The sequence below is a fragment of the Pseudomonas sp. NY15463 genome (genome assembly GCF_048068415.1).
In the GTDB taxonomy this organism is placed as follows: Bacteria; Pseudomonadota; Gammaproteobacteria; order Pseudomonadales; family Pseudomonadaceae; genus Aquipseudomonas; species Aquipseudomonas mosselii_C.
Genome location: NZ_JBLUQD010000002.1, coordinates 196,404 through 213,383 on the forward strand (window position 1 = coordinate 196,404; position 16,980 = coordinate 213,383).

Genomic DNA, 16,980 nt, shown 5'->3' on the forward strand with positions numbered 1-16,980 from the left:
TCCTCTCAGACGTTTAATCACAACGCTAGATCCTCAGGTGTAAATGTCATCTTGAATGAACGATACGGATTGAATTCGTTCGGCTTCAAGCCCTGCATCTCGGTCAACCGACCAATGTTCTTCACCGCGGCCACGGCCGAGCTGTCGAACGGACCGTCACCGCTGGATTTGGCCACGCTCACGTTGGTGATCGTACCGTCCGGCAACATGTTGATCTGCAGAACTACCGTCATGCCCTTGCGCGCAGATGGCGGACGCGCCCAACCTTCAGCCGCGCGCATGCGGATCAGGTCGTCGAAGTCGCCGGCCACCTGGTCACCCTGCTCGTCGGCCAGCGCCTGCTGCCGCTCGGTGGTGTCGGACAACAGCTCGGCCAGGGCCTGGGCTTTCTTGTCTTCCGCCGCCTTACGGGCCGCTTCCTGTGCCTTTTTCTTCTGGGCGTCTGCAGCGGCCTTCTTCTTGGCCTCTTCAGCTGCCTTTTTCTTCGCATCCTCGGCCGCCGCTTTCTTCTTGGCGTCCTCGGCTGCTTTTTTCTTCGCGTCTTCGGCGGCTTTCTTCTTCGCCTCTTCCGCAGCTTGTTTCTTGGCTTCTTCCTCAGCCTGCTTCTTGGCCTCTTCCTCGGCCTTCTTCTTGGCGATGTCGGCCTGCTGTTTTTCAGCCGCCTTCTTCGCCTCTTCGGCTTTCTTGGCCTCAGCAGCTTTTTTCTGCTCGGCGGCCTTGGCCGCTTCTTCAGCTTTCTTCGCCTCGGCGGCCTCGCGAGCTTCTTCAGCCTTTTGAGCCGCGTCAGCTTTCTTTTGTTCCGCGGCCTTCACGGCCTCCTGCTCGACCTTCTTCTGCTCCAGCTGTTCAACCTCGGTCTGGCGCGAGGCGGTTTTCTTCGCTTCCCCGGCAATCTTCTGATTGGTCTGGGTGGTCGCCTGGCTCTTGGACTTGAGCTGATAAAGCGTAGCCTGAACGATAGGCTTGGACGGTGGCAGTTCCGGGGTCATGGCGAAACTGACGAACAGCAGGCCGAAGACCAGCACGTGCAGGCCAATGGCCCAGACACTGGGCCAGAAGTAGCTTTCCGAGGCGGATGGCTCTCGCTGTTGCATCAGGGCGCCTCAGTAATCAGGCCAACGTTACCGACACCGGCCTTCTGCAACCCGCCCATGGCGCCCATGACCGCACCGTAGTCGACCGCCTTGTCGCCACGAATGAAGACCTGGGTCTGTTTGCCCTGGTCGCGACCGGCGGCGATGATCTTGGTCACCGCCCCCGTCATTTCCGGCAAGGTCATGGCTTTGTCCATCTGCTTGTCGGTGTCGACTTCGCTACCGAGGTTCCAGTAGTAAGTCTTGTCGGCCTTGATCGAGATGGTCAGGATCTGCACGTTGTTATCCTGCGGCAGGGCTTCGCTGGAAACCTTGGGCAGGTCCACCTTCACGCCCTGATTGAGCATGGGGGCGGTCACCATGAAGATGACCAGCAGTACCAGCATCACGTCGATGTAAGGCACCACGTTCATCTCGGCGACCGGCTTGCGTTTGTGGCGAACTCGGGCCATGGGTTTCTACCTGATCACTCTTCGCTGGTGTGTACTTTGCGGTGCAGGATCGCCTGGAACTCGTCGGCGAAGGTGTAGTAGCGGCCGATCAGCACTTCACTGCGCGCCGCGAAGCGGTTGTAGGCAATGACCGCAGGAATCGCGGCGAACAGGCCGATCGCGGTGGCCACCAGGGCCTCGGCGATGCCAGGTGCCACGGTGGCAAGGGTCGCCTGCTGGGCACTGGCCAGGCCACGGAAGGAGTTCATGATGCCCCACACGGTCCCGAACAGGCCGATATACGGGCTGGTAGAACCGACGGTGGCCAGGAACGGCAGGCTCTGTTCGAGCTTCTCTTCCTCGCGCGAGATGGCCACGCGCATGGCACGACCGACGCCTTCCATCACCGCGTCAGGATCGACACCCGGCTGCTGGCGCAGGCGCGAAAACTCCTTGAAGCCGGCGCGGAACACCTGCTCGACGCCCGAATCCGGGTCCGGGTTACTGCCAGCCTGGCGGTACAACTTGGACAGGTCGATACCCGACCAGAAGCGCTCTTCGAAAGCGTCCAGCGCACGACGACCGGCACGCAGCATGGTGCTGCGCTGGAAGATCATGATCCACGATGTAACCGAGGCGGCCACCAGAGTCAGCATTACCAGCTGTACCACGACACTGGCATTGGCGACCAGGCTCCACATGGAGGTATGGTCGACGACGTTTGCTTCCACGCTTATTCTCCTGCGTTGGATTGAGTACCCGTGCCGTCCGCCAGGAAAGCGTCGCGCAGCGCTGGGGGAATGGCCCGGGGTTTGAAAGTGTCGGCACGCACGGCGGCCACCAGAAACTGCCCTTCGCAGAGCAGCGTTTCATCCTTTGTACGCCACACCTGCTGCACAAAGCGCAGGCTGGCGCGGTTCAACTCGATTACCTGGGCGGTGACCCGCAGCTCGTCGTCCAGCCGCGCCGGCGCGTGGTAACGCGCTTCGCTGGAATGGACCACGAACAGAAGATTGTCACCTGCCAGCTCCAACTGGGAGAACCCCAGGTGACGCAGGCGCTCGGTACGCGCACGCTCCATGAACTTGAGGTAGTTGACGTAGTACACCACCCCACCCGCGTCGGTATCCTCGTAATAGACGCGACAGCGGTGTGCGAACGGTTCCAGCCCATTTTGCGCGCGCATACTCTAGTGCTTACTCCTGAACTTGCCAATCCGCCCCAGCAACTGTTTTTGCAGTGACAATGTCGTATTGCCATTGCCTGGTCGGCATGCCCGGGGTAGGACCACGAAAAAGCCGATTCGATCTGTCATTCATCGTCCGCTGACGAATATTCCCCACCTTCGCAGAAACGGCCGGGAATGTTCAGGCCAAAGTGCAGGTAGGCGTGGCGGGTAACCACACGGCCTCGCGGGGTGCGCATGATGTAGCCCTGCTGGATCAGGTAGGGTTCGAGCACATCCTCGATCGTATGACGCTCCTCGCCGATCGCTGCCGCCAGGTTGTCGAGCCCCACCGGTCCGCCGTCGAATTTCTCGATCATGGTCAGCAGCAGACGACGGTCGGAGTGGTCGAAGCCACGTTCATCGACATCCAGCAGGTTCAGCGCCATGTCCGCCACCGCCTTGGTGATCTTGCCCTTGCCACGTACCTCGGCGTAGTCACGCACCCGCCGCAGCAGGCGATTGGCGATCCGCGGCGTGCCCCGCGCGCGGCGCGCGATCTCGAAAGCGCCCTTGTCGTCCATTGGCAGCCCGAGGATGTTCGCCGAACGACTTACGATGGTCGCCAGGTCCCGGTCGCTATAGAACTCAAGGCGCTGGACGATACCGAAACGGTCGCGCAACGGATTGGTCAGCATGCCGGCACGGGTCGTTGCGCCCACTAGGGTAAATGGCGGCAGGTCGAGCTTGATCGACCGGGCTGCCGGGCCTTCACCGATCATGATGTCGAGCTGGAAATCTTCCATGGCCGGATACAACACTTCTTCGACCACCGGCGAAAGCCTGTGAATTTCGTCGATGAACAGCACATCATGGGGTTCGAGGTTGGTCAGCATCGCGGCAAGATCGCCGGGACGCTCAAGGATCGGCCCGGAGGTGCTCTTGACCGACACGCCCATCTCGTGCGCGATGATGTTGGCCAGGGTGGTCTTGCCAAGGCCTGGCGGCCCGAATATCAAGGTGTGGTCGAGGGACTCGCTGCGCCCGCGCGCCGCCTGGATGAACAGCGACATCTGCTCGCGCACCACCGGCTGGCCGATGTACTCGTCCAGGCTCAGCGGACGGATCGCGCGGTCCTGGACCTCTTCGCGGTCGCGCCCGCTGGCGGCGATCAGGCGGTCGGTCTCGATCACTTGGTAATCATCCCTTTGAGGCTACGACGGATCAGCTCTTCACTGCTCATGCCGGCCTTGTCCTTGATTGCCGAAATGGCCTTGCTCGCCTCCTGCGGCTTGTAGCCCAGGGACACCAACGCGCTGACCGCATCGGCTTCGGCCGTGGACTCGCTGGCGACCGGCAGCGGACCGTCGGAAACCAAGGTGAACATAGCAGGCGAGGTTTCCCAGGCCTTGAAACGGTCCTTGAGTTCGACCAACAGGCGTTCAGCAGTCTTCTTGCCGACACCGGGCACGCGCACCAGGGCCGAAGCGTCCTGAGCCTGCACGCAACGCACCAGCTCATCGACCTCAAGACCAGACATCAGCGCCAGCGCCAACTTAGGCCCCACGCCATTGAGCCGGATCAGCTCACGGAACAGTTCGCGCTCGCGCTTTTCGGCGAAGCCGTAGAGCAGATGGGCGTCCTCGCGCACGACCAGGTGCGTGTGCAGGGTGACGGCCTCACCGACCTTGGGCAGTCGATACAGCGTGGTCATCGGCACCTCAAGCTCATAGCCCAAGCCGCCCACGTCGATAATCAGGTGCGGCGGCTGTTTTTCCGCCAGGGTGCCGCGCAAACGTCCAATCACGTTCCGATCCTTCCTATGGGGCGCCGGTCGAAAACCGGTCCACCCTATCAGCAAATGCGCCGGGTGAATGGTTCCCCCGGACAAAATGTGTATCAGCGCATGAAGCTGCTACAGACGCAAGCGCCCACCACGCCGCCGCGCCGTACTCAAACCGTGAGGAATGAGACTGGAGCGGGTGTGCGCGTGACACAGGGCGATCGCCAGGGCGTCGGAGGCATCGATCTGCGGCTTTTGCGTCAGTTTGAGCAGGTGCATGACCATCATCATCACCTGTTCCTTATTGGCCCCACCCGTGCCGGCCACAGCTTGCTTGACCTGACTGGCGGTGTACTCGGCGATCTCGAGGCCGGCCTCGGCGGCGGCAACGATGGCCGCACCACGGGCCTGACCAAGCTTGAGCGCCGAATCGGCGTTACGCGCCATGAATACCCGCTCGATACCCATGGTAACCGGCCCGTGCTGGCGAATGATTTCACTGACACCACGAAACACGATCTGCAGGCGCTCGTGCAGCTCCCCCCCGCCAGTGCGAATACAGCCAGAGGCCACGTACTCGCAGCCCCGCGCGGTCTGGCGAACCACACCGAAACCGGTGATGCGCGAACCGGGGTCGATACCAAGAATCAGCGTCATAACACCTGTCTTATCGTTGCAGCAGCCAAGGCACCCTGCGCAGGCGAGCCCGCGCCCACCCACATCGCGCCGTTTCTTAATATGATGCGAGCCCTGTGGGAACGGGCTTGCCCGCGAACAGGCCGGCACACGCCAGCCTGAGCATCAGCCCAACGCTTCCATGATCTCGTCGGAGATCTGTGCATTGGAGTAGACGTTCTGCACGTCATCCAGGTCCTCGAGCATGTCGATCAGCTTGAGCACCTTCTCCGCACCTTCCTGATCCAACTCGGCACTGGTGGTCGGCTGCATCACGATCTCAGCGTCAGACGCTTTGAAACCGGCCTCTTCGAGGGCGTTTCGCACGGCGTAGAAGCTGTTGAACGAGGTGAATACATCGAACGAACCATCGTCATGGGCCACGACGTCGTCGGCATCGGCCTCCATGGCGGCTTCCATCAGCGCGTCTTCGTTCACGTTCAGCTCAGCGGCAAAGCTGATCTGCCCCTTGCGCTCGAACAAGTAGGCCACCGAACCGTCGGTCCCCAGGTTGCCACCGCACTTGGTGAACGCGTGGCGCACGGCCGCCGCCGTACGGTTGCGGTTGTCAGTCATGGCCTCGACCATGATCGCCACGCCCCCCGGGCCGTAACCCTCGTAGCTGAGTTCCTCGACGTTATCGCTTTCGTTGGTGCCGGCACCTCGGGCCACAGCGCGATCGATGATGTCGCGGCTCATGTTGGCGCCCAAGGCCTTGTCCAGCGCCAGGCGCAGACGCGGGTTAGAGGCAGCGTCCGGGCCACCCTGCTTGGCAGCGACGGTCAGCTCGCGAATCCACTTGGTAAAGATCTTGCCTCTCTTGGCATCCTGGCGCTCTTTGCGGTGCTTGATGTTCGCCCACTTGGAATGACCAGCCATAACGACTCCAAATCCTTGAAACAGAAACAGGTTCCGCCCCGAAGGGCGGAACGTGAAAAACCTGCGCAGTTGCGCGGGGGCACCCCGCCACCGGGATACCCCGGTCGATCACTCGACCTTGGTCTGCTCACGCAGACGGATGTGCAGCTCGCGCAGGGCCTTAGCGTCGACCTGGCCTGGGGCCTGGGTCATCACATCGGCGGCACTCTGGGTTTTCGGGAAGGCAATGACTTCACGGATCGACTGGGCGCCGGTCATCAGCATGACCAGACGGTCCAGACCGAAGGCCAGGCCGCCATGGGGCGGTGCACCGAACTTCAGGGCATCGAGCAGGAAGCCGAACTTCTCCTGCTGCTCGTCGGCGTCGATACCCAGCAGGCGGAAGACCGCCTGCTGCATTTCCTTGCGGTGGATACGGATCGAACCGCCACCCAACTCGGTGCCGTTGAGGACCATGTCGTAGGCACGGGAAAGGGCGCCGGCCGGATTGGCCTCAAGTTCCTCAGGGGTGCACTTGGGCGCGGTGAACGGGTGATGCAGCGCGCTGAAGCTGCCGTCTTCGTTCTCTTCGAACATCGGGAAGTCGACGACCCACATTGGCGCCCACTGGCAGGTCAGCAGTTCGAAATCGTGGCCCAGGCGGATACGCAGCGCGCCCAGGGCTTCGCTGACGATCTTGGCCTTGTCGGCACCGAAGAACACGATATCACCGTCAACCGCACCGACGCGGTCGAGGATATTGTTGAGGTTGGCCTCGGGGATGTTCTTGACGATCGGCGACTGCAGACCTTCGACACCCTTGGCGCGCTCGTTGACCTTGATGTAGGCCAGGCCCTTGGCACCGTAGATGCCGACGAACTTGGTGTACTCGTCGATCTTGCTACGCGGCATGCTGGCGCCGCCTGGAAGACGCAGGGCGGTGACACGGCATTTCGGATCATTGGCCGGGCCGGCGAAGACCTTGAATTCGACATCCTTGAGCTGGTCGGCGACATCTACCAGCTCCAGCGGGATACGCAGGTCTGGCTTGTCGGAGCCGTAGCGGCGCATGGCCTCTGCGTAGGTCATGTGCGGGAAATCACCGAACTCCAGGTCCAGGACTTCCTTGAACAGCTTGCGGATCATGCCTTCAGTCAGACCCATGATCTCGGCTTCGTCCAGGAAGCTGGTTTCGATGTCGATCTGGGTGAATTCTGGCTGGCGGTCAGCACGCAGGTCTTCGTCGCGGAAGCACTTGGCGATCTGGTAGTAGCGGTCGAAACCGGCAACCATCAGCAACTGCTTGAACAGCTGCGGCGACTGCGGCAGGGCGAAGAAGCTGCCGGCATGGGTGCGGCTTGGCACCAGGTAGTCGCGTGCGCCTTCAGGGGTTGCACGGGTCAGGATCGGGGTTTCAACGTCCAGGAAGCCATTTTCATCGAGGAAACGGCGAATGCTGCTGGTGATGCGCGAACGCAGGCGCAGCTTGTCGGCCATTTCAGGGCGACGCAGGTCGATGAATCGGTAGCGCAGGCGGGTTTCTTCGCCCACGTCGGAGTATTCGTTCAGCGGGAACGGCGGGGTTTCAGCTTCGTTGAGCACGGTCAGCTGGTAGCCGAGGATCTCGATGGCACCGGAAGCCATGTTGGCGTTCACCGCACCATCCGGGCGCTTGCGCACTTTACCGGTGATCTGCACGACGTATTCGCTACGCACGCGGTCAGCAGCGGCGAAGGTTTCGGCGCGATCCGGGTCGAACACGACCTGGGCCATGCCTTCGCGATCACGGATGTCGAGGAAGATCACCCCGCCGTGGTCCCGGCGACGATGGACCCAGCCGCAAAGGGTGACTTCCTGGCCGTCCAGGCTCTCGTTCAGTTGGCCGCAATAGTGGCTGCGCATCATGATGGTGGTTCGCTTCTCGTGATTCGTGTGTTCGGTGGAGGTCTGGCTTGCCCAAGGGGCTAATACTGCAAGACCTGGTCGGTGCAATTCAACTCAGTCGGCCTTGTCGCCGCCTGCGAGATTTTTCTTTGCCCCGGTTTTGAAGTCGGTCTCGTACCAGCCGTTGCCGCTCAGGCGAAAGCCGGGGACCGACAGGAGTTTCTTCAATGCCGGCGCCTGGCATGCCGGGCAATCGGTCAGCGGCGCGGCGCTGATTTTTTGCAACGCCTCGAGCCGGTGATCGCAAGAGGTACATTGATAGTCGTAAAGGGGCATGGGTGTCTCTCGTCAACCGCATAGCACGCTGCCCGTGGCAGCAAAAAGCGCGATTATATATGGATAACCGACGCAGCGCAGCCCGCCCGGCACTCAGTCCGCATCTGGCGCATCCTGCAACCAGGCCACGCAGATGACCCGCACCAGCCCGCTGAAGTTGCGCACACCACCATGCCGCAGTTGCACCTCGCGATCAACGTAGGACAGCACCGCACTGACCGAACACTCGTTGGCCCTGGCGATACGTTCAAGGATGCGCCAATACACGACCTCCAGGCGCAAACAGGTGGCAAAACCGTTCAAACGCACCGAACGCGACACTGGCCCCGCCTGGGCCATGTCGAAATCCACCCTGAACGGATCCAACCCTGGCCTGTTCGAGCGCCGCACCTTCCGGTTGACGCCACATACCCCTCGTATCATCTCGCCCATCGAATCGCTCCATGTCACGCTCCGTCCATCCATCCCAAGAACAGACCCAGAACCCCATGAAGCGCCGCCCTACGAGCGGTTCCCAGTGGCAAAGCCTTCCCCGCAAACAATCGGGCCCGGCACCTGCCAAGGTGCCGGGCCCGATTCCAAGGGCACTGCGCGCAATTCAAGCGGTATCTATTTCCCGTCGAGCAATACCCGCAACATCCACGCAGTTTTCTCGTGAACCTGCATACGCTGGGTGAGCAGGTCAGCTGTCGGCTCGTCGCTGACTTTGTCCACCACCGGGAAAATGCTACGCGCGGTGCGCACCACCGCCTCCTGCCCTTGAACCAACTGACGGATCATCTCGTCGGCAACTGGCACCCCCTCCTCTTCCTTAATAGAAGAGTGTCGAGCATAGAACGCGTAGGCACCCGGCGCCGGGAAGCCCAAGGCACGGATGCGCTCGGCGATGGCGTCGACAGCCAGGGCCAGCTCGGTGTACTGCTCTTCGAACATCAGGTGCAGCGTACGGAACGAAGGCCCGGTAACGTTCCAGTGGAAGTTGTGGGTTTTCAGATACAGCACATAGGTGTCGGACAAAAGGCGTGACAGTCCGTCGACGATAGACTTGCGATCTTCTTCACTGATACCAATATCGATTGCCATAAAACTCCCCTTTCCATAACGCCTGAACACTCAAGCGGGTGCAGGTGACTGTATCAAGAGTTTCCCCGCCCTGCATGCCACACCATAAGGCGCACACCACTGCCACCGCCAATGGTTTGAGAAGCCCCCGTCTTTGCGGTTAAATAGGCAGCGTGCCACCCGTGCGGATTGTCAGATTGTCAATGCTGGGTGCATAGGCTGGCTTGTCACGTTTTCGCGCCTACCGTTTCCGCGCACCGTGCAGCCAGCTCATCCTGTGATCGGCCTTATCAATGCGAGCCAAACCAATATGTTCAAGATCGTCCATCTGGTGACGGGCGTGGCGGCGCTGCTGCTCTCGCTCATACCCAGCCTCAGAACCGACGCGACACCCTTGCTGCAACAACCCGAAGCGGTCTACCTGACCCTGCTCGGACTGCTGAACCTACTGCTCGCCCCTGCCCTGCCGCTGTACTACAAGGGTATGCGCCAGCAACTCCAACGCGCTGCCAGCATCCTGCTGGTCGCCGCAGTGATCCTGCAGACCATCACCCTGCTGGCTCGCCCAGAGCTGGGCAACCTGCCCGCGCTCGCCTGCGCAGCGCTCGCCACTGCCCTGCACATCGCCGCAGGCCTTGCCCGCAGCGCACGCAAGCCACGCACCAGCCAAGGCACCGCGCCCGAAGGTGGCAAACGCGATACCGGCACGGTGAAGTGGTTCAACACCTCAAAGGGCTTCGGCTTCATCTCCAGGGACTCCGGCGACGATATCTTCGTGCACTTTCGCGCGATCCGTGGCGAAGGCCACCGCGTTCTGGTCGAGGGCCAGCGCGTGGAGTTTTCCGTGATGCACCGCGACAAAGGCCTACAAGCCGAAGACGTGGTCGCGGTCTCGCGCCGCTGACCGCACGCTCCACCGCCCTCAATAATGAGGCGGTGGAGCCTCCTCTGCGGCGCTACCGTACTGGCCGGACATCTCCTCGTAGCGCTTGATCAGCTCGGCCATCTGCAACTGCAAACGCTCGATCACCCGATTCTGCTCGACCACCACATCATTGAGCGCCTGAATAGTGTCGTCCTGGAACGCCTGACGGGTTTCCAGTTCGACGATACGCAACTCCAGCGACATACCTCAGACCTCCTTGAAACTTGCGCCCAGCAGCGCACGCACCTGTTGGCCAATGGCCTCGACCTGCTCCGGGGTGTAGGCAATTGCCGGCACCTTGCCCCACACCGGCGCGGGCCAAGCAGCGTCGCCATGCCGACGGACAATCACGTGCATGTGCAACTGGCTGACCACATTACCCAGCGTGGCAACGTTCATCTTGTCGGCCGCAAACGGATGCTTGAGCACTTCGGCCAGCGCACTGGTCTCTTCCCACAATTGGCGCTGATCGGCTTCATCGAGATCGAAAAGCTCGCTGACGCCGGCGCGGCGCGGCACGAGAATGAACCATGGATAGTTGGCGTCCTTGCTCAGCAGCAGGCGGCACAGCGGCAGATCGCCCAGCACCAGAGTATCTTGCTGCAAGCGTGAATCGAGGGTGAACACGGCAAACCTCCTGAAAACCAATGCCCGCCCGTACGGCGGGAACAGGACGCGAAGGATACCTTGCTTCGCCTGGCACCACACGGCACACCCCTGCAAAAGCACACACTTGCACCCGACTGGGTCATGCCTGAGCACCCGGCGCCCCATTGCGGTAACACCGCGCTACTTTTCGCACCACAATGAGGCGACCCGTAACCGCACCACCCCAAAGACCTCACACAAAACAGTCAGGATCAACAAATCGCGGTAACACCTTGACTTTCAAGGCTGCTCCGATCCCGGCACAGTCGCGCACTCCTGGCACACCATCAGACACTGCAAAGCCCGTATTTACTGGGATTCCCGCCAATGCCAGCAGCGTTTGTGAAAATTTCATCAAACGTTCGTGAATTTGAGCACGCTTGTTGCATTCATTCGACACCAAGTCGGCACGACACCTGCAAAGAACAGGTGAGCGCGACAAACAACAACAGCAGCATCGGAGTCACCAGGGAGCCCTACAGACCCTACTTTGTGTTTACACACTAATGATGAGTCATGGGCAGCGCTGGCGTTGTACACCCACTAAACCGGGTGTGGTTTGCGACATGGAATTAACCGTAAGCGACACGACCATAAAGTTACCGAAAGGTTGTATTTATCCGTATCGCCAAGAATAGTCAGCGTGATATACATTTTCGCCGACATAACAAGAAAGAGCTGGCCCTGATAACTAAAACACTTGGGCGCAGCGGTACTCTTCCTAAAACCAAAGGAGCAAATCACGATGCGCGTGATGAAGTGGAGCATGATCGCCCTGGCCGTTTCGGCAGGGACCTCGCAGTTTGCTGTCGCGTCTTCGCAAGATGAAGCCCAGGGCTTCCTCGAAGACAGCAAGTTGAACGTTAAAATGCGTAACCTGTACTTCAGCCGTGACTACCGCAACACCGAGTCGGCTGCCAACCAGGCTGCCGGCCTGCGTCACGACCAGCGCGAATGGGGCCAAGGCTTCATCGGCACCTTCGAGTCGGGCTTCACTCAAGGCACCATCGGTGTCGGTGTCGATGCCATCGGCATGCTCGGCCTGAAACTCGACAGTGGCCGCGGCTACTCGGGCACCGGCTTGTTCCCTACCGGCAGCGACAACCGCTCGCAGGACGAGTACTCCAAAGGCGGCGCCGCCGTCAAATTCCGCGTATCGAACACGGTCCTGAAAGTCGGCGACCAGTTCACCTCGCTGCCGGTCTTCGCCACCGACGACAGCCGTCTGCTGCCTGAGACCGCTCAGGGCGCATTGATCACCAGCAACGAAATCAAGGGTCTGACCCTGCACGCAGGCCGCTTCACCGGCCTCGACGCCCAAGCTGAAACCAACCACGACTCCCTGCACCTGAAGTCGGCCAACGTCGTCGGCGGCACCTACGCCATCACCGACGGCCTGAGCACCAGCCTCTACTACTCGAAAGTAGAAGACTACTGGCGCAAATATTACGCCAACGTCAACTGGGCGCTGCCGATCTCGGACAAACAAGGCCTGGTGTTCGACTTCAACGTCTACGACACCAAGAGCGAGGGTAGCGAAGCACGCGCCTTCGACGGCGACAAGCTCGACAACCGTGCGTACAGCCTGTCCGGCGCCTACAACATTGGCGCGCACACCTTCACCGTGGCCTACCAGAAAATCACCGGCGACGGCGACTATCAGTATGGCGTCGACGGTGGCGGCTCCATCTTCCTGTCGAACTCGGTCGCTCGTTCCGACTTCAACGCCGAAGACGAGAAATCCTGGCAGCTGCGTTACGACCTGAACTTCGCCGAGTTCGGCGTACCGGGCCTGACCTTCATGACCCGCTACGTGCGCGGTACCGATGCCAACGTGGCCGGCACCAACAACGGCAAGGAATGGGAACGCGACGTCGACATCAAGTACGTCCTTCAGGAAGGCCCTGCCAAGGACCTGAGCTTCCGTGTCCGTCAGGCCACCTATCGCTCCTCCGACGCGGTCTACTCCAACTCGCTGGACGAACTGCGCCTGATCGTCGAGTACCCGCTGAGCATCCTGTAAGCCCCTGGCTTCAGCGCTTCGCACCTGAGAAAGCCCGGCTGATGCCGGGCTTTTTCTTGGCTGACACAACAGCATATCTGCTGCATTCTGTACGCTTTCGTTTCACCCCCGTACAATGCGGGGTCATCTCACATTCAGGCAATCGACACGGCTCACCATGCGCACCAGTCAATATTTGCTCGCCACCCAGAAAGAAACCCCGGCCGATGCAGTGGTCATCAGCCACCAGCTCATGCTGCGCGCCGGCATGATCCGCAAGCTGGCCTCCGGCCTGTACACCTGGCTGCCGATGGGCCTGCGGGTCATGCGCAAGGTCGAGAACGTGGTACGCGAGGAAATGAACGCCGCTGGCGCACTCGAAGTGCTGATGCCGAGCATCCAGCCCGCCGAGCTGTGGCAGGAATCCGGTCGCTGGGAACAGTACGGCCCAGAACTGCTGCGCCTGAAGGACCGGCATGACCGCGACTTCTGCGTAGGCCCGACCCACGAAGAAGTCATCACCGACCTCGCCCGCAACGAGCTGTCGAGCTACAAGCAGCTGCCGCTGAACATGTACCAGATCCAGACCAAGTTCCGTGACGAGATCCGTCCGCGCTTCGGCCTGATGCGCGGCCGCGAGTTCATCATGAAGGATGCCTACTCCTTCCATGCCGACCAGGCTTCCCTGCAGGAAACCTACGACCGCATGCACCAGGCATACACCAATGTATTCACCCGCCTGGGCCTGGACTTCCGCCCAGTGCAGGCAGACACCGGCTCCATCGGTGGCAGCTACTCCCATGAATTCCACGTGCTGGCCTCCTCCGGCGAGGACGACGTGATCTTCAGCGACACCTCCGACTACGCGGCCAATATCGAAAAAGCCGAAGCGGTCCCACGGGAAACCGTACGCCCGGCACCGACCGAGGAACTGCGTCTGGTCGACACGCCAAACGCCAAGACTATCGCGCAACTGGTGGAAAACTTCGGCCTGCCGATCGAAAAAACCGTGAAGACCCTGATCGTGCGCGGCGCCGAAGAAGGCAAGCTGATCGCACTGGTGGTGCGTGGCGATCACGAACTGAACGAGATCAAGGCTGCCAAGCTCGAGCAGGTCGCCGACCCACTGGTCATGGCCACCGACGCCGAACTGCGTGACGCGATTGGCGCCGGTGCTGGCTCCCTGGGCCCGCTGAACCTGCCGCTCGAATGCATCATCGACCGCTCGGTTGCCCTGATGAGCGACTTCGGCGTCGGCGCCAACATCGACGACAAACACTACTTCGGCGTGAACTGGGAACGCGACTTGCCAGTGCCACAGGTCGCCGACCTGCGCAACGTGGTCGCAGGCGACCCAAGCCCGGACGGCCAGGGCACCCTGGTGATCAAGCGCGGCATCGAGGTGGGGCATATCTTCCAGCTCGGCACCAAGTACAGCGAGGCGCTCAAGTGCCAGGTCCTGGGCGAAAACGGCAAGCCGGTGGTGCTGTCGATGGGCTGCTACGGTATCGGCGTATCCCGCGTGGTCGCCGCCGCCATCGAGCAGAACCACGACGACAAAGGCATCATCTGGAACGACGCCCTGGCCCCCTTCCAGATCGCCCTGGTGCCACTGCGTTACGAAACCGACGTGGTCCGCGAAGCCACCGACAAGCTCTACGCCGAGCTGACCGCCGCAGGCTTCGAGGTGCTGCTGGATGATCGCGACAAGAAGACCAGCCCTGGCATCAAGTTCGCCGACATGGAACTGATCGGTATCCCGCACCGCATCGTCGTCAGCGACCGCGGCCTTGCCGAAGGCAACCTCGAGTACAAGCACCGCACGGAGTCCGAGGCCCAGGCACTGCCGGTCAACGACGTGCTGACCTTCCTACAGGCCCGTGTCCGCCGCTGATAACCCGTTACGCGAGTGATCATGTCAAAGCGAAGTACCCACACTCTCGGGGGGGCCGCCTTGTGCGGCGCCCTGCTCCTGAGCGGCTGCGCCAACCAGATGTCCCAGCGCAGTGACCATGAGGAGCGCGTCGAGCGCAAGCTGCTCGAACACACCCTGCAGATCGACGTCGGCGAGCCGAAGGTGATGGAGCTGCCGCAACGACGCGTGCGTATCCACGAGCAGAAGCGCTTCGAAGTCACCGAGTTCGAAGTGACCCGCCACTATGACCGTTACACCCCCTACCAACCTTGGCGCGAAATCTACGAGATTCCGCTGGGCGCAGTGGCGGTGGTCGCCGGCATCGGCGCCAACGTGGTCAACGTATTCGCCTTGGGCAATCTGCCCGACAGCGTCACCCACGACTGGCTCAGCTACGGCGTAGCCGGGATCAATCCGTTCATGAACGTACAGTCCAACGGACGCGCACAACAGAACCTGGCGGGTATCAGCGAGGTCGAGAAAGGCAAGCGCGAAGAGTTCATCAGCCTGCCCTGGAATGAGCGACTGGTCGAAGTCAAAGCCGGCAAGATGACCCACGAGCTGACCACCGACAAGAACGGCGTGCTGCGCCTGAACCTGCTCGATAGCCCATTCTCCGAGCAGAACCTCAACCATGTCGGCACACTGCACCTGCACGTCGCCGACGAGGACAACGGGGTGCGTGGCGATGCCAGCCTGTTGGTCAGCGGCAGCCTGCGCGGCAAGCTGCTCGAAGCTCACGAACTGATCTTCGACGACCTCGAAGACGACGATGTCAGCCAGTGGGTTCATCGGGTCAAGCGCTTGTCGGAGCTGGGTCTTGAAGAAGAAGCCAGCGAGCTGGAACAAAGCTTGATCGAGCTGACCCGGAACGACCCGGAACTGCAACAGGAGTTCGTAAAAAGCCTGACCAGGGCGACCGGCCGGCTGGTCGCCGACCCTGGCGCGCAGTAAACCGTGCAGCCCCGCTCCTCTCGGAGCGGGTTTGCCGGCCATCACCGCTAGATCCCCTCGAACAGTTCCAACTGCTCATGCGCACCGCGCAAGTCGCGCAATCTCACCCCAACGCCCAACAGCCGCACAGGCTTGTTACCACGGGCAAATGCCTGGCCAAGCAACTGCCGGTAACTTTCCAGGTCACGCCCAGCGCCAGACTGTTCCAACGTGGTCTGGCTGAAATCATGGAACTTCACCTTCACGAACGGTTTCTCCGGGCGGTAGCTGCTGTCCATTCGTGCAATCCGCTCGTTCAGACTGGCTAGCAGATCCGGCAGCTTCTCCAGACAACTGGACAGATCCGGCAGGTCCTGATCATAGGTATTCTCCACGCTCACTGACTGACGCCGGCTGTCGTTGTGCACCGCACGCTCATCGATCCCACGCGCCAGCCCCCACAACCGCTCGCCGAAACTGCCGAACTCGCGCACCAGCGCCAAGCGCGACCAATCGCGCAGTGACAAGCATGTATCGATCCCCAGCCGAGAGAGCTTCTCCGCCGTCACCTTGCCTACCCCGTGCAGGCGCGCGACAGGCAAAGCGGCCACGAACGCTTCGACCTGATCAGGGGTAATCACGAACAGGCCATTGGGCTTGCGCCAGTCACTGGCGATCTTGGCCAGGAATTTGTTCGGCGCTACTCCGGCCGACACGGTAATGTGCAACTGACGTGCGACCCGCCGGCGAATATCTTCGGCGATCCGCGTGGCACTGCCGGCAAACCAGGTGCTGTCTGAGACGTCCAGGTACGCCTCGTCCAACGACAACGGCTCGATCAGTTCGGTGTAATCGCGAAAAATCGCGTGGATCTCGCGCGAGGCCTCTTTATAAGCATCGAAACGCGGCTTGACGATCTCAAGGTCAGGGCACAGTTTCAGCGCATGCCCCGAAGCCATCGCCGAACGCACACCGTAGGCGCGCGCCTCATAATTGCAGGTGGCGATAACCCCACGCTGACCCGGCTGCCCACCCACGGCCATCGGACGGCCAACCAGGCGCGGGTCGTCACGCATCTCGATGGCGGCGTAAAAACAGTCACAATCAATGTGGATGATCTTGCGCAGAGACATGGACGACAGCCACTACTGTAAATTCATACAGATACTACCCCATGCCCCGTGGGCACGACAGTCCATCCACGAGAATCGGCCTGTAAGCCCCGCCAGCACTGAGCCGCGTACCGTTTGAAAGCGCTAAGAGATTGAA

General features: G+C 61.1%; 20 protein-coding genes. 4 read left to right on the forward strand and 16 right to left on the reverse strand.

The features are described 5' to 3' along the window. Positions 1–17: 17 nt before the first annotated feature. From tolA to ACNFIC_RS05120, 12 genes are all read right to left on the reverse strand, one after another. Positions 18–1,094, reverse strand: a complete 1,077-nt coding sequence (tolA, locus tag ACNFIC_RS05065; RefSeq protein ID WP_138218449.1) for a cell envelope integrity protein TolA — start codon at positions 1,092–1,094, stop codon at positions 18–20. Beyond that, positions 1,094–1,546: a protein TolR gene (gene tolR / locus ACNFIC_RS05070; RefSeq protein WP_039603824.1), complete on the reverse strand. Its 453-nt coding sequence runs from the start codon at positions 1,544–1,546 to the stop codon at positions 1,094–1,096. Before tolR ends, tolA begins: the two co-directional genes overlap by 1 nt. 14 nt (positions 1,547–1,560) lie before the next feature. After that, positions 1,561–2,256: a protein TolQ gene (gene tolQ, locus ACNFIC_RS05075; RefSeq protein ID WP_011535156.1), complete on the reverse strand. Its 696-nt coding sequence runs from the start codon at positions 2,254–2,256 to the stop codon at positions 1,561–1,563. 2 nt (positions 2,257–2,258) lie between these two features. Next, positions 2,259–2,711 carry a tol-pal system-associated acyl-CoA thioesterase gene (gene ybgC, locus ACNFIC_RS05080; protein ID WP_138218450.1) on the reverse strand — a complete coding sequence of 151 codons (453 nt, stop codon included), beginning with the start codon at positions 2,709–2,711 and terminating at the stop codon, positions 2,259–2,261. Between the two features lie 125 nt (positions 2,712–2,836). Next, positions 2,837–3,883, reverse strand: coding sequence for a Holliday junction branch migration DNA helicase RuvB (gene ruvB / locus ACNFIC_RS05085; protein ID WP_416780198.1), 1,047 nt, complete (start codon positions 3,881–3,883; stop codon positions 2,837–2,839). Next, positions 3,880–4,497, reverse strand: a complete 618-nt coding sequence (ruvA, locus tag ACNFIC_RS05090) for a Holliday junction branch migration protein RuvA (RefSeq protein ID WP_138218452.1) — start codon at positions 4,495–4,497, stop codon at positions 3,880–3,882. The genes ruvB and ruvA overlap by 4 nt, the downstream gene beginning before the upstream one ends. A 108-nt stretch (positions 4,498–4,605) precedes the next feature. Next, on the reverse strand, positions 4,606–5,130 hold the full coding sequence (gene ruvC, locus ACNFIC_RS05095) for a crossover junction endodeoxyribonuclease RuvC (protein WP_138218453.1): 525 nt from the start codon (positions 5,128–5,130) through the stop codon (positions 4,606–4,608). Between the two features lie 144 nt (positions 5,131–5,274). Further along, on the reverse strand, positions 5,275–6,027 hold the full coding sequence (locus ACNFIC_RS05100) for a YebC/PmpR family DNA-binding transcriptional regulator (RefSeq protein WP_138218454.1): 753 nt from the start codon (positions 6,025–6,027) through the stop codon (positions 5,275–5,277). A 108-nt stretch (positions 6,028–6,135) separates the two neighbouring features. Next, the gene (gene aspS / locus ACNFIC_RS05105; RefSeq protein WP_138218455.1) at positions 6,136–7,911 is read right to left on the reverse strand and encodes an aspartate--tRNA ligase; all 1,776 of its coding nucleotides are present in this window, start codon (positions 7,909–7,911) and stop codon (positions 6,136–6,138) included. A 93-nt stretch (positions 7,912–8,004) separates the two neighbouring features. After that, positions 8,005–8,226: an FmdB family zinc ribbon protein gene (locus ACNFIC_RS05110; RefSeq protein ID WP_138218456.1), complete on the reverse strand. Its 222-nt coding sequence runs from the start codon at positions 8,224–8,226 to the stop codon at positions 8,005–8,007. A gap of 93 nt (positions 8,227–8,319) precedes the next feature. Further along, positions 8,320–8,649, reverse strand: coding sequence for a ribbon-helix-helix domain-containing protein (locus ACNFIC_RS05115; RefSeq protein ID WP_138219110.1), 330 nt, complete (start codon positions 8,647–8,649; stop codon positions 8,320–8,322). Between the two features lie 186 nt (positions 8,650–8,835). Beyond that, positions 8,836–9,309 (reverse strand): Dps family protein, encoded by a 474-nt coding sequence (locus tag ACNFIC_RS05120; protein WP_138218457.1) that lies wholly within the window; start codon positions 9,307–9,309, stop codon positions 8,836–8,838. A gap of 289 nt (positions 9,310–9,598) precedes the next feature. On the opposite strand from ACNFIC_RS05120, the gene ACNFIC_RS05125 reads away from it, so the two are divergent. Then, entirely contained in the window at positions 9,599–10,192 is a 594-nt protein-coding gene (locus ACNFIC_RS05125) for a cold shock domain-containing protein (protein WP_138218458.1), read from the forward strand. An 18-nt stretch (positions 10,193–10,210) separates the two neighbouring features. Here the strand turns inward: ACNFIC_RS05125 and ACNFIC_RS05130 are convergent, their stop codons facing one another. From ACNFIC_RS05130 to ACNFIC_RS05140, 3 genes are all read right to left on the reverse strand, one after another. Then, positions 10,211–10,417 carry a SlyX family protein gene (locus ACNFIC_RS05130; protein WP_138218459.1) on the reverse strand — a complete coding sequence of 69 codons (207 nt, stop codon included), beginning with the start codon at positions 10,415–10,417 and terminating at the stop codon, positions 10,211–10,213. A gap of 3 nt (positions 10,418–10,420) precedes the next feature. Further along, complete coding sequence (locus tag ACNFIC_RS05135; RefSeq protein ID WP_138218460.1) at positions 10,421–10,840, reverse strand: HIT family protein; 420 nt, start codon at positions 10,838–10,840, stop codon at positions 10,421–10,423. Positions 10,841–11,054: 214 nt separating this feature from the next. Continuing rightward, positions 11,055–11,216 (reverse strand): hypothetical protein, encoded by a 162-nt coding sequence (locus ACNFIC_RS05140; protein WP_171030916.1) that lies wholly within the window; start codon positions 11,214–11,216, stop codon positions 11,055–11,057. Between the two features lie 390 nt (positions 11,217–11,606). Here ACNFIC_RS05140 and ACNFIC_RS05145 point away from each other — a divergent pair, with 390 nt between their 5' ends. The 3 genes from ACNFIC_RS05145 (at position 11,607) to ACNFIC_RS05155 (ending at position 15,732) form a co-directional block, all read left to right on the forward strand. Continuing rightward, the gene (locus ACNFIC_RS05145; RefSeq protein WP_138218461.1) at positions 11,607–12,884 is read left to right on the forward strand and encodes an OprD family porin; all 1,278 of its coding nucleotides are present in this window, start codon (positions 11,607–11,609) and stop codon (positions 12,882–12,884) included. 157 nt (positions 12,885–13,041) lie between these two features. Then, complete coding sequence (locus ACNFIC_RS05150) at positions 13,042–14,757, forward strand: proline--tRNA ligase (RefSeq protein ID WP_138218462.1); 1,716 nt, start codon at positions 13,042–13,044, stop codon at positions 14,755–14,757. 21 nt (positions 14,758–14,778) lie between these two features. Beyond that, the gene (locus tag ACNFIC_RS05155; RefSeq protein WP_138218463.1) at positions 14,779–15,732 is read left to right on the forward strand and encodes a hypothetical protein; all 954 of its coding nucleotides are present in this window, start codon (positions 14,779–14,781) and stop codon (positions 15,730–15,732) included. Positions 15,733–15,779: 47 nt separating this feature from the next. Here ACNFIC_RS05155 and dinB read toward each other — a convergent pair whose 3' ends face one another. Beyond that, entirely contained in the window at positions 15,780–16,838 is a 1,059-nt protein-coding gene (gene dinB / locus ACNFIC_RS05160) for a DNA polymerase IV (RefSeq protein WP_171030925.1), read from the reverse strand. Between the last annotated feature and the right edge of the window lie 142 nt (positions 16,839–16,980).